This is a genomic window from Erwinia sp. B116 (assembly GCF_002865965.1).
GTDB lineage: Bacteria > Pseudomonadota > Gammaproteobacteria > Enterobacterales > Enterobacteriaceae > Erwinia.
On sequence record NZ_JRZZ01000002.1, the window covers coordinates 303,871 to 315,579 of the forward strand.

An 11,709-nucleotide genomic window follows, 5' to 3' on the forward strand; every position below is an offset into this window, starting at 1 on the left:
AATTGGCTTCGGGGTGGGCTGGGGGGTAGGGTTACGGCCTAAAGCAAGGGCTGGTCGCCTGTAGGATCGAGAGTTTCGGGTCTGTCAGCGGGCGACCCTGCGCGGGTTACCCCGCCCCGGGCTCATCCCGCTGCCCTCCCTGATAATTGGCTTTGGGATGGGCTGGGGGTTAGGGCGCTGCGTCTAGGGTTTAAATTTAAGCGGGGAGTCCGCAGGGCTGGGCGGGGGTGTGCCTTCCATTCCCATGCCGCCGAGGGTGAAGAGGGCGAAGCGCAACAGGCGGTTGCGGGCGTGGTTTTCTTTGGCGGCGTTGTTCTGCTGGGGGAGAGTTTTCATGGCTGGCCTTGGCGTGGGTGGGCGATAATCTTATTAAGCAGGATATGTGCCAGGGCGTTTTGGTGAGGATAGGCAGGCAACGACGTTGTTTGTGGGCGGCACAGAGTGAAGTGGTTGCCCAGTGGCAGGGCAGATGCACCAGTATGGGGAGAATATTCAGGGTCCGGGCAGGAAAAGCCGGGTCAGACAAAGTGGCGATTTTCTGCAACGCTGCGAACGCCAGTTACATCAGCCATAGTGACACAGTCATTCAGGTGACCACGCATGAGATCCTTTTTCTCAACGTTCCGGGGGCGATTCTTTGCCAGTTGCGGAAAAAGAACGGTAAACAAAGGGTTAAATGGCGTCTCAGGGGGCGTTGAAACGCCTTAATGTGCCAGTTCGCACCATCGGAGCTTTTCAGGTAAAACTTGAAAAGCGTGGTTGCCCGGCGTAGATTTATTGAACAGTTGACGATGGCGTCAGCGAGCGTGACGGGTCTTACATGGGTAGGACATTCGCCTGGTACAGGGGTATCAGGCTAAGGTGGAAGTATGTTACATAGCGAAGCCAGGGCTAAGAGCGAGCGCTCAATTCAGACGATACGCGATAATACGCGAGTCATTGATACTATTGAGCCGAGGCCACTGTTTTCTGACACTATTGAAGTTCGCAGAATGCTCAGCCGTACGCACAGAGATTCGCAACACTTCATTGTGACATTGTTAAGCGATATGAAGCGTGCGAATGACACTAAAGTGGTGAAACCATTTGCAGAAGTTGCCATTCGCGGTGACAGATTACGTTTTACCGTGAAGCCGAAAAAACAGTACCCGGAGATGTGGGTAAGTGATGAGCTTCTGCACCAGATTGAGGTGTCGGTCGCTTCTTTTATGAAGGACTATTTCGCGACGAAAATTTATTTTAGCGATACAAAGGCTAAGGATAGCAAAAAGGAATGTCACCCTCTTTAATCGGCGATACTTACGCTAAAAACCTCTCAACGCTCCCGTCATTTCCTGGCGGGAGCTTTGTTTCAAATACCCTCTACTTCCTAATCCCTGATGATGTCATTGTTTGCAAATTGACCGAAACGACTTATGACGGTGCAGACTTTGATCATATTGCTGCGGTTGAAGAGGTCGGTTTTCACTCTGTGGATTTCATCGCTTCGTACATTGATGAACTCAGAGATGATGGCAAAGATGATGATGAGATTGTCAGGCAGATACTTGATCTGGGAATGATTGATGAAACGCGTAGCATTACGATAGCTCGTTTTGCCTACGACAATTTTTCTTTCCTACTTCGTGACGGTGCTGCTGCTGAAGGTAAGCAGATCAGGGGGGCATTTGTCACTCCTCAAAAAGCGGGTGAAGGTCTTGCGGGACAGGTTTACAGACAACTGACTCTGCTGCACAGTCACCTGGCTTGTGATAACAGCCAGACGCCTTTTGGTGCCGTTCTGTGGGCAGTTACCGTAAGAAACGTTGTTGGTCGGGTTGATATTTACAATGTTGCTCAGCAGAGCTATGTCGAAGAGCTCGGCCCGGGGGCTGTTGGTGTAAGGGGTTGTGTACCGTGGGATATCGGAAAACTCAATCCGGCCAGTTTGGGAAAATGGGCTTCCTATCCGTTCAGTGGAACGATACACCATTGTTACTATCTCGTACTGATTATCTCTGCCTGAACCCGCTTCAGTGATTTTTTCCACCTTTCAATTTTTCCTTAATCAGTTAACGGGAAATTTCTACACGACTAAAGAACTATAGTTATCAAGCATTTAGATGCCGGATCTTTCACGTCTGATAGTGGCTGACTTATGACGCCGGATGCCGGGTATGACCGTGTAAAGGCACGGATCGTCAACTGCTACAGCTGATTTATGGCAGAGTGGCCGCGCTAAAAATGGCAGGGGAGTTGAGCCGTGCAGGGGTAGGCGGTCGCTGCTAAATTTTTTGTTAATCGGCCCAGCAAAGGGTCGGTTTTCGTTACAGAGTTAAGGGCAGAGAAGATGCGTACTGGCGCAATGATGGCGGCCGTGGCGGCGCTTGTTTTACTGGCGGGCTGTGACCCGTCCCGGTCAAAAACGGAAACAGAATCGCTGGTGCTGGAAGGCAAAACCATGGGTACCTTCTGGCGGGTGAGCGTGGCCGGGGTGGATGCGCAGCGGCGCGAGGCGCTGCAAAAGGCGGTGCAGCAGCAGCTTGATGCGGATGACCGCGAGCTGTCGACGTGGAAGAGCGATTCGCTGCTGTCCCGGTTTAATCAGTATCGCGGCAGCGAGCCGTGGCCGGTAAGCAATAATATGGCGGATATCGTGACGGTGGCGCTGCGTATCGGCCAGCAGACGGCGGGCGCGATGGATATTACCGTTGGGCCGCTGGTTAATCTGTGGGGGTTCGGGCCGGATAAGCAGCCGGTGAAGACGCCGGATGCGGCGCAGATTGCGGCGGCGAAGGCGCTGACCGGGCTGGCGCATCTGCAGGTGATTAACCGTGCCGGGCAGGCGTATCTGCAGAAGGATCTGCCGCAGCTGTATGTCGATCTCTCTACCGTTGGCGAGGGGTTTGCCACCGATCATCTGGCGCGGCTGATGGAGCAGGAGGGGATCAATAACTATCTGGTGTCGGTGGGCGGTGCGGTGCTGACCCGGGGCGTGAACGGGCAGGGGCGCGGCTGGCAGGTGGCGATCCAGAAACCCACTGACCAGGAGAACGCGGTGCAGGCGGTGGTGGATCTGCAGGGGCACGGCATCAGCACCTCCGGCAGTTATCGCAACTATTATGAGCTGGACGGCAGGCGTATTTCGCACGTGATCGACCCGGCCACCGGCCAGCCGATCCAGCATAAGCTGGTGTCGGCGACGGTGATCGCCACTACCGCGCTGGAGGCGGACGGCTGGGACACCGGGCTGATGGTGCTGGGCACCGAGCGGGCAAAGGCGCTGGCGCTGCGCGAGAAGCTGGCGGTGTATCTGATCTATAAGCAGGGCGACCAGTTTGCCAGCTGGATGTCGCCACAGTTCAGCGCATTTATTCAGCCGCCGGCGCGGCAGTGAGGAGGGGTAATGCTCGATCTGTTTGGTGACGAAGAGCCCTGGGCCGAGCCGCTGGCGGAGGGGGCGGTGCTGCTGCGCCGTCGCGCCCGCGAGCAGGCGGGGGCGATACTGGCGCAGGTGCAGCAGATTGCCGCGCAGAACCCGTTCGTGCACCGCTTTACGCCGGGCGGCCAGCGGATGTCGGCGGCGATGACCCACTGCGGTGATTTTGGCTGGGCCTCCGAAAGCCGGGGCTATGGCTACGCTGAGCCGCGCAGCGATGCCGGGCGCTGCCCGCCGATGCCGGTGCCGTTCCGCGAGCTGGCGGTAAGCTGCGCCCGGGAGGCGGGATTCAGCGGCTTTAACCCGGACTTCTGCCTGGTAAACCGCTATGAGCCGGGGGCGAAGATGGGGCTGCATCAGGATAAGGATGAACGCGATCTGCGCCAGCCGATCGTCTCGGTGTCGCTGGGGCTGCCGGCGGTGTTTCTTTTTGGTGGCTTTGAGCGCACGGATGCCACGCAGCGGCTGCTGCTGGAGCATGGCGACGTGGTGGTGTGGGGCGGGCCGTCGCGGCTGCGCTTCCACGGCATCCTGCCGCTCAAGCCGGGCAGCCACCCTGACGCCGGGGCGTTTCGCTACAATCTGACCTTCCGCCGCGCCCGTTAACCGCGGCAGGATTTCCTGGAATACGAATAGTTATTGCTATCGAAAAGCATCTCATTAAACTGCAGGCTGCTTTTTACCAGCCGGGATGTTTTTATGGAGTTGCTGCACGTCGTTTATAAACAGTATCGCTGGCCGTTTATTGCGGTCATCGTGCTGAGCCTGCTCAGTGCGGCGTTAGGGATCGGTATGATCGCCTTTATCAACCGCGAACTGATCGTCAATCTGAACACCTCGCTCAGCGTGCTGCCGAAATTCCTCGGACTGCTGCTGCTGCTGCTGGCGGTGACGCTGGCCTCGCAGCTGGCGCTGACCATGCTCGGCCACCACTTTGTTTATCGACTGCGCGGCGAGTTTATCAAGCGGATCCTCGATACCCGGGTGGAGCGTATTGAGCAGATCGGCAGCGCGCAGCTGCTGGCGGCGCTGACCAGCGACGTGCGGGCGATAACCATCGCCTTTGTGCGCCTGCCGGAGCTGATTCAGGGCATTATCCTGACCGTCGGCTGTGCCGCTTATCTGGGCTGGCTGTCGTCGAAAATGCTGCTGGTGACCTCGGTGTGGGTGGCAATCACCATCATCGGCGGCTGGCTGCTGGTGGCGCGCGTCTACCGCCACCTGGCCACGCTGCGCGAGACCGAAGACCGCCTCTACACCGACTATCAGACCATTATTGAAGGCCGCAAAGAGCTGGCGCTGAACCGTCAGCGCGCACAGCAGATTTTTGACGACGTCTACGGCGAAGACGCGCGCACCTACCGCCACAATATTATCCGCGCCGACACCTATCACCTCAGCGCGGTAAACTGGTCGAACATCATGATGCTGGGGGCGATCGGCCTCGCATTCTTCCTGGCGAATACCCTGGGCTGGGCGGATACCGCCGTCGCGGCCACCTACTCGCTGACCCTGCTGTTCCTGCGTACGCCGATGCTGTCTGCGGTGGGCGCGCTGCCGACCCTGCTGACCGCCCAGGTGGCGTTTAATAAGCTGGAGACGTTCAGACTGGAACCCTATAACGCGGCCTTCCCGCCGGCAACGGCGGCACAGCCTTGGCAGACGCTGGAGCTGCGCGATATTGTGTTCCATTACGGTGACAACGGTTTTGCCATCGGTCCGATCGATATGACCCTGCACCGCGGCGAGCTGGTGTTTCTGATCGGCGGCAACGGCAGCGGTAAATCGACGCTGGCGATGCTGCTGACCGGCCTCTACCAGCCGGTTTCCGGCCAGATCCTGATCGACGGGCATCCCGTCGACCTGAACGACCTGGACAACTATCGCCGCCGCTTCTCGGCGGTGTTTACCGACGTGCACCTGTTTGACCGGCTGATTGGCCAGCAGGGCGAAGCGGCCGACCCGCAGCAGGTGCAGGCGTGGCTGGAACGGCTGAAGATGCAGGACAAGATCCAGCTGGACGGCAACCGTATCCTCGACCTTAAGCTGTCGAAGGGGCAGACCAAGCGCCTGGCGCTGCTGCTGGCCACCGCCGAACAGCGCGATATCCTGCTGCTGGACGAGTGGGCCGCCGATCAGGATCCGCACTTCCGCCGCATCTTCTATCGTGAACTGCTGCCGTGGCTGCAGGGGCTGGGCAAAACCATTATCGCCATCAGCCACGATGATCACTACTTCCAGCACGCCGACCGCCTGCTGGAGATGCGCGACGGCCGCCTGAGCGAGCTGACCGGTGCCGAGCGCGAGCTGGCCACGCTGGACGCGGTGCAGCGTACCGATACCGGCGAATAAACGTGAACCTGCCTGGGCTGCCAGGCTGGTAATGAACGGACCCGGAGACCGGAATAAGCGTGAATCTGCTAACCCGCTAACCGAGCGGCTCCGCAGACCTGGACCAGTGCGTTACGCGTTCTGCCGCAGGGGGGAACCGGGCGGGTAAACGGCGCACAATGGCGCTAGCGGCTGAGCGCATAACCTCAGCCACTATTGTTATTAGTCAGCGGGTTAGCAGGGGAGTATGCTGTTTTTAACGGCGCTGCAAACGCCGTTAACTTCCCTGAACTTTCTCGTCGTCTTGCCAAATGGTTATAACCGGCTGTTCACTTTGAACCGCCGGTTTTTTTATGCGCGAGGGAAATAAAAAAATCCCGGCGAGGCCGCCGGGACTGGAGTTACAGCACTTTATCCAGAAAGCGCCGCGTGCGCGGGTGCTGCGGCTGGTTCAGCACCTGGCGGGCGTTGCCCTGCTCGACGATCTGGCCGTCGACCATAAACACCACGTGGTCGGCCACTTCGCGGGCAAAGCCGATTTCGTGGGTGACCACCACCAGCGTGGTGCCGGAGCGGGCCAGCTTTTTGATGGTATCCAGCACTTCACCCACCAGCTCCGGATCCAGCGCGGAGGTGGGTTCATCAAACAGGATCACCCGTGGGTCGAGCGCCAGCGCGCGGGCGATGGCGATACGCTGCTGCTGGCCGCCGGAGAGGTGGCGCGGCCAGGCGTCCGCCTTATGGCGCAGGCCGACCGCGTCCAGCAGTTCACCGGCGCGTTCAATCGCCTGAGCGCGGTTCATCTTTTTGTGCACCAGCGGCGCTTCAATAATGTTTTCCAGCACCGTCAGGTGCGGGAACAGGTTGAAGTTCTGGAATACGTAGCCAACCTCGGTGCGCTGCTTCAGGATCGCTTTTTCCTTCAGCTCGTAAAGCCTGTCACCCTTGCGGCGGTAGCCGATGTACTCGCCGTCGATGCGGATAAAGCCCTCATCCACCCGCTCCAGGTGATTAATCGCCCGTAACAGGGTGGATTTGCCGGAGCCGGACGGGCCGAGGATCACCGTCACCGAACCCGGCGGCAGCTCCAGCGATACGTCGTCCAGCGCCTTAAAGCGGCCGAAGTGTTTGCTGACGTTGGTGATGGAAATATGACCACGCGTCGTCTGCGGCTGAATGGCAATAGCTTCTGACATGGTTAGCTCCTCAACGGGGTGATGTTGGCTTCAGGTCGGCGCTGAAACCAGCGGCGGCGCGGGGTGGAGGATTCACGGGTGGCGCTGCGGGCCAGCCAGCGTTCAACGTAGTGCTGGAACACCGACAGCACGGTGGTGATCAGCAGGTACCAGACGGCGGCGACCATCAGCAGCGGGATCACCTGCTGGGTGCGGTTGTAGACCATCTGAATGGTGTAAAACAGCTCCGGCATCGCCAGCACGTAGACCATCGAGGTGCCCTTGGCGAGGCTGATAATTTCGTTAAAGCCGGTCGGGATGATCGAGCGCAGCGCCTGCGGCAGGATAATGCGCAGCGTGCGGCGCGAGGAGGGCAGGCCGAGCGCGGCGGCCGCTTCAAACTGCCCCTGATCGACGCCGAGAATGCCGCCGCGAATGATTTCAGCGGTGTAGGCGGACTGCACCAGCGTCAGGCCGATCACCGCGGTGCTGAACTGGCCGAGGATATCGATGGTCTGGTACTCAGCAAACTTCAGCGGGGTAAAGGGAATGCCCAGCGACAGCGTGTCGTACAGGTAGGAGAAGTTGTAGAGGATGATCAGCACCACGATCAGCGGCAGCGAGCGGAACAGCCAGATATAGCCGAACGCCATGCCGGAGAGCAGCCACGACGGCGACAGGCGCGCCAGCGCCAGCGCGCCGCCGAACAGGATGCTGAAGACGGTGCCGAGCAGGGTCAGCAGCAGGGTCTGCCCCAGCCCGCTGAGCACCGCCGGGTTAAAGAACCATTTGGCAAACACCCCCCACTCCCAGCGCGGGTTGAACGCCACCGACTGGATCACCACCGCGAGAATAAACAGCGCCAGAAACGCGCCCAGAATGCGCAGCGGATAGCGCGCGGGCACCACCCGCAGATGTTCATGATGCTTCATCGACGGCCTCCGTCAGCACGTTATCGCCCAGCGGCTTGCGGAAGCGCAGGCGGCCGTCGTGCGGCGGCAGGCTGTACTCCACCGGATCGCGGGTGATATCAAACTGCGGCTGGTAGCCGTAAGAGAGGTACAGGCGCACCGCCTCCGGCTGGCGGAAGCCGGTGGTCAGAAACACCTGGCGGTAGCCGGCTTCCAGCGCGCGCCGTTCCAGCTCAACCAGCACCTTCTGCGCCAGCCCCTGGCGACGCAGGTCGCCACGGGTCCAGATGCGTTTCAGCTCGGCGGTCACGGCGTCATAGGGCTTGTAGGCCCCCATGGCGATAATTTCGCCGTCGCGCTCCAGCACGATAAACATCCCCTGCGGCGGCAGATACCATTCGGTCAGCTCAACTTCGGCATGACGCGCAAAAAAATCGCCGTAGCGGGCGCTGTACTCATCAAACAGTCCCGAGATGATCGGCGCCAGTTCTGGCGCCTCCGGGGAGAGCTGACGAAACTGTTCGTGGCTCATTGCGGCCTCCTTTAGTCGCCCAGGCCTGGCGGGTTGATTTCGGACTGCTCAAGACGCTCCACGCCTTCACCCCAGCGGTTCAGCACCTTGTCGTATTCACCGCCCTTGATCACGCCGTTCAGCGCGGTATGCACCGGGGTGACCAGGCCGTTGCCTTTCTTCAGCGTTACCGCGATATGTGCCGCCTTCGGCCAGCCGCCGTCAACGATGCCAACAAGTCTGGTCTGGCCGGTCAGCGCCGCTTTCCACGCGCCCATCACGTTCGGGCCAAAGAAGGCGTCGGCACGGCCGGACTGGATCGCCAGCGTTTGCGCCGCATCATCCTTCACGTAGATCGGCGTAAACGGCTTCAGGCCTTTCTTCTGGTTTTCCGCGTCCCACGCCAGCAGCACCGCCTCCTGATTGGTGCCAGAGCCGACGATGATGCGCAGGCCGGCGATATCTTCGGCTGTCTTCAGCGAGGTAATTTTGCTGGTGGACTTCACGTAGAAGCCCAGCGTGTCCTGGCGGTAGGTGGCGAAGTCAAACTTCTCTTTACGCTCTTTGGTCACGGTGACGTTGGTGATCGCCGCATCGTATTTACCGGAAGAGACCCCCAGCGGCCAGTCTTCCCATGAGGTCGGTACAATATTCAGCTCAAGGCCCAGGCTGTCGGCCACCAGGCGGGCGATATCCGCCTCGCTGCCGAGCAGGGTTTTGTTGTCATCGGAGAACAGCGCCAGCGGTGGCGAATTCAGCGCGGCGACCGCGACGGTAAATTTGCCCGGTACGGCGAGGCGCAGGTTTTTCGGCAGCTGCGCCACCGCCTCCGGGTTAACCGGCGCGTGGATCGGCGTGGTGTTGGCTTCAACGCTGATGCCGGTGCCGTTAATGTTGACGGTTTCCGCGAAGGCGGCGCTGCTGAGCAGCAGGGTGGCGGAGATCAGCGCGGTGAGTGTGGCTTTTTTAATCATGTGTGATGTCTCTTATTTTATTTTTTATCCCTGCCGCCGCAGCCGGGCTGACGGTCGGGCAGGGGAGTGCAGATGAACCTGCGGCCTGCCGTGGTCAGTTAATTTCCTGCAGCGCCGCTTCGGCCAGCTGGCTGAAGAACTGCGCGGCGGGATAAATCAGTGAATCGTCCGGGTTAAAGCCGGGATGGTGCAGGCCAAACTCGCTGGCGCTGCCGATGCTGACGAAGGTGCCCGGCGTGTTATGCAGGTAGAAGGCAAAATCTTCGCCGCCCATCTGTACTTCCGCGTGCTGCACCTCGTAACCGGCGCGTGCCGCCACCTGTTTGCTGAACTCCGCCCAGCGTTCGGTGTTGACCACCGCCGGCGGGCCGCCGTGCCAGTTGAGCTGCGCGCGGCCGCCAAAGCCTTCGGCGATGCTGCTAATCAGCTTTTCAATGCGCGCCGGGATCTCAGCGCGGATCGCATCGTTATGGGTGCGCACGGTGCCTTCCAGCACCACCTTCTGCGGCAGCACGTTCCAGGTATTACCGCCCTCAATGCGGGTGACGCTGACCACCACCGACTCCAGCGGGCTGTAGTTACGGCTGACCAGCGTCTGCAGCGCGGTAACGATCTGGCTGGCGATCACAATAGAATCAACGCCTTCCTGCGGGCGTGCGGCGTGCGCCCCTTTGCCCTCAATTTCAATATCAAAGCGATCGACGTTGGCGTAGAACGGCCCGCCGCGGGTGGCAAAGGTGCCCACCGGCAGCTCCGGCGCGTTGTGTGCGCCGAAAATGGCGCTGACGCCCTCCAGCGCACCGGCCCCGATCAGCGTTTTCGCCCCGCCAAAGCGCTCTTCGGCGGGCTGGAACAGCAGGCGCACGCGGCCGGGCAGGCTGCTCTCCCGCGCCTTCAGCAGCAGCGCCGCGCCGAGGATCACCGAGGTGTGAATATCGTGGCCGCAGGCGTGCATCACGCCGGGGTTTTTTGAACGGAATTCAACCGGGGCGACCTCGTCGATCGGCAGCGCATCGATATCGGCGCGCAGCGCGATCAGCGGCTCGCCCTGGCCGATCTCGGCAATGACGCCGGTTTTCAGGCCGAACGGCAGCTGGCGGATATCCGCGCTGCGCAGCCAGTTCTGAATGCGTTCGGTGGTGGCGAACTCTTCGTTGGAGAGTTCAGGATACTGGTGCAGCTCGCGTCGCCAGGCGACCAGCTGTGCTTCTAAAGTCTGGCTCATGCTCTGCTCCTTATGCCGCGACCAGCTGGTGGCTGGCCAGCAGCTCCAGCGATTTCAGGCGGGCGGCACCCTGGCTGACCGGGGTGTCGATAATAAATTCTTCAATGCCGTAGCGCTGGTGCAGCTGTTGCAGATGCCGGTGCACCTGCTCTGCGGTACCGGTAATCGCGGTGGACTCGCGCGGCTCGATCCGGTGTTCGGTGGCCCCGGACTGGCGGATAAAGGCTTCCGCCTGGGCCACGCTGCCAACGTTAACCGTCTGGCCGTTATTGACGTGCACGCGGAAGTGTTTCAGGTCGGTGGCGAGGGCGCTGGCCTGTTCGGCGGTGCTTGCTACGATCGCCTGCACCGCCAGCAGCGCAGGGCGGCCGCCGCTGTGGCTGCGGTATGCGTCCAGCGAACGCGCCAGGTCCTGTTCATTGCCGTTGATGTGCGCGGCGTAGACAAACTCCCAGCCGAGTTCGGCAGCCAGCTGCGCACTGCCCTCGCTGGCACCGAGCAGAAAACGGCTGGCCGGGCGCGGCGGCAGCGGGGTGGCCTGCAGGCTGTCTGTGGCATCGGCACCGGCCGGTGGGGCGGTCAGCCAGCCGTCCAGCGCTTTCAGCTGGCTGGCGAAGTCGCCTTTCTCGGCGGCATGCACCCCCTGCTGCAGGGCGCGGGTAGAGAGCGGCAGGCCGCCCGGCGCTTTGCCGACGCCGAGGTCGACGCGGCCCGGCGCTAACGAGGCCAGCAGGTTAAAGTTTTCGGCTACCTTGTACGGGCTGTAGTGCTGCAGCATCACGCCGCCGGAGCCGACCCGCAGATTTTGGGTATGCGCCAGGATCCAGGCAATCAGCACCTCCGGCGACGGGCCGGCCAGCGCCGCGGTGTTGTGGTGTTCCGCCAGCCAGATGCGGTGAAAGCCCCACTGCTCGGCCTTTTGCGCCAGCGTTACGGTGCGGGCCAGCGCCTGAGAGGCATCTTCGCCTTCAGCCACCGGGCTTTTATCCAGCAAGCTCAGTCGGTATGCCATGTCTGTTCCTTGAGTTCGTAGCAATTACCGGCAATTATTGAAGGCGGCGGGGAGGGCTGTAAAACAACAAATCCGGCATAACTCATTCAAACGGCGGGATTAACCGCTAATCCCGAAATCCGGGATTAGGGTTGCGAAAAGCATGGTTGGTC

Annotated in this window: 10 protein-coding genes and 1 pseudogene; 5 read left to right on the forward strand and 6 right to left on the reverse strand. The window is 60.6% G+C overall.

Annotation, left to right across the window (positions count from 1 at the left end; genetic code table 11):
• Positions 1 to 869: 869 nt before the first annotated feature.
• The 5 genes from NV64_RS02800 to NV64_RS02820 all read left to right on the forward strand — a co-directional run bounded on the left by NV64_RS02800 (position 870) and on the right by NV64_RS02820 (position 5,770).
• A complete protein-coding gene (locus NV64_RS02800; protein WP_056239616.1) occupies positions 870 to 1,289 on the forward strand; it encodes a hypothetical protein in 420 nt (139 codons plus the stop codon).
• Positions 1,274 to 2,005, forward strand: coding sequence for a hypothetical protein (locus NV64_RS02805; protein WP_101505270.1), 732 nt, complete (start codon positions 1,274 to 1,276; stop codon positions 2,003 to 2,005). The genes NV64_RS02800 and NV64_RS02805 overlap by 16 nt, the downstream gene beginning before the upstream one ends.
• 324 nt (positions 2,006 to 2,329) lie before the next feature.
• The gene (gene apbE, locus NV64_RS02810; protein ID WP_101505271.1) at positions 2,330 to 3,376 is read left to right on the forward strand and encodes an FAD:protein FMN transferase ApbE; all 1,047 of its coding nucleotides are present in this window, start codon (positions 2,330 to 2,332) and stop codon (positions 3,374 to 3,376) included.
• Between the two features lie 9 nt (positions 3,377 to 3,385).
• Entirely contained in the window at positions 3,386 to 4,024 is a 639-nt protein-coding gene (gene alkB, locus NV64_RS02815; protein WP_056239628.1) for a DNA oxidative demethylase AlkB, read from the forward strand.
• A 93-nt stretch (positions 4,025 to 4,117) separates the two neighbouring features.
• Positions 4,118 to 5,770, forward strand: coding sequence for a multidrug ABC transporter permease/ATP-binding protein (locus tag NV64_RS02820; protein WP_101505272.1), 1,653 nt, complete (start codon positions 4,118 to 4,120; stop codon positions 5,768 to 5,770).
• A 380-nt stretch (positions 5,771 to 6,150) separates the two neighbouring features.
• Here the strand turns inward: NV64_RS02820 and NV64_RS02825 are convergent, their stop codons facing one another.
• The 6 genes and pseudogenes from NV64_RS02825 to NV64_RS02850 all read right to left on the reverse strand — a co-directional run bounded on the left by NV64_RS02825 (position 6,151) and on the right by NV64_RS02850 (position 11,557).
• Positions 6,151 to 6,945, reverse strand: a complete 795-nt coding sequence (locus tag NV64_RS02825) for an amino acid ABC transporter ATP-binding protein (protein WP_056239634.1) — start codon at positions 6,943 to 6,945, stop codon at positions 6,151 to 6,153.
• A 2-nt stretch (positions 6,946 to 6,947) separates the two neighbouring features.
• Positions 6,948 to 7,856: an amino acid ABC transporter permease gene (locus NV64_RS02830; RefSeq protein WP_056239636.1), complete on the reverse strand. Its 909-nt coding sequence runs from the start codon at positions 7,854 to 7,856 to the stop codon at positions 6,948 to 6,950.
• Complete coding sequence (locus tag NV64_RS02835) at positions 7,843 to 8,367, reverse strand: GNAT family N-acetyltransferase (RefSeq protein WP_101505273.1); 525 nt, start codon at positions 8,365 to 8,367, stop codon at positions 7,843 to 7,845. The genes NV64_RS02830 and NV64_RS02835 overlap by 14 nt, the downstream gene beginning before the upstream one ends.
• Positions 8,368 to 8,378: 11 nt before the next feature.
• Positions 8,379 to 9,314, reverse strand: a pseudogene (locus NV64_RS02840) (ABC transporter substrate-binding protein); the annotation flags it as partial.
• Between the two features lie 100 nt (positions 9,315 to 9,414).
• A complete protein-coding gene (locus NV64_RS02845; protein ID WP_056239643.1) occupies positions 9,415 to 10,545 on the reverse strand; it encodes a M20 peptidase aminoacylase family protein in 1,131 nt (376 codons plus the stop codon).
• Positions 10,546 to 10,555: 10 nt separating this feature from the next.
• On the reverse strand, positions 10,556 to 11,557 hold the full coding sequence (locus NV64_RS02850; RefSeq protein ID WP_101505274.1) for an LLM class flavin-dependent oxidoreductase: 1,002 nt from the start codon (positions 11,555 to 11,557) through the stop codon (positions 10,556 to 10,558).
• Positions 11,558 to 11,709 lie beyond the last annotated feature (152 nt).